At 40.5% G+C, this 751-nt stretch carries 1 pseudogene; it reads right to left on the reverse strand.

The features are described from left to right. Positions 1-751, reverse strand: a pseudogene (locus tag ACH97_RS08235) (IS3 family transposase); the annotation flags it as partial.

Genomic DNA, 751 nt, shown 5'->3' on the forward strand with positions numbered 1-751 from the left:
TTTCTGATACTCATAAGATGTATACACAGAACCTTGGTCACTATGTAACACGCAGTTCTCAGGCAGTGTTGGCAGCTGATCAAGTGTGTCTAAGACAAAGTCTGTGTCCTGCTTATCCCCAATCGTAAAAGCAATTACTTCTCCATTGTATAAATCTAATATACTGGAAAGAGGTACAATTGTTTCTGTCCATAAGGCAAATATGTGATGTCCGTCACTAGTTTTTCAAGAGGGCGATCAGACTGAAAGTTCCGATCCAATATATTATCGACCACGGCATATGGCTGCCCATTCTTCTTGCGCTTTTTCACCTTAACCTGGCACTGCCATTGATTTTTCTGCATAATACGTTGAACCGTTTTATGATTAATACGCATTCTCTTTTTTAGTATGGCTGTGATTTTTCGATATCCATATCGATACTTGTGCTCTCGGCACAACGTGCCGATTTGTTTTTCCAAATGGCGCTTGGGATGATCTTTCGTCAGATTCTTCTTCCAACGATAATAAGATGCTCGAGAGATACCTAAATGAATACAGATATCCTGCACGGTCATTGTGCGGTGCAATCCTTCTACAAGTTCGACTGACGTTTCGCTATCAACTTCCTTTCCAATTCGTTGTACTTTTTTAACACTTCATTCTGTTGTCTTAGATAACGATTCTCTGCCTGTAGTTTCTCTAATTCGGAAGAATACTCCGGACCTTTTCCGTAAGTGTATTGCTTTCCAACAGGCTGTTCGAATCGATG

This window comes from Bacillus paralicheniformis (assembly GCF_001042485.2).
In the GTDB taxonomy this organism is placed as follows: Bacteria; Bacillota; Bacilli; order Bacillales; family Bacillaceae; genus Bacillus; species Bacillus paralicheniformis.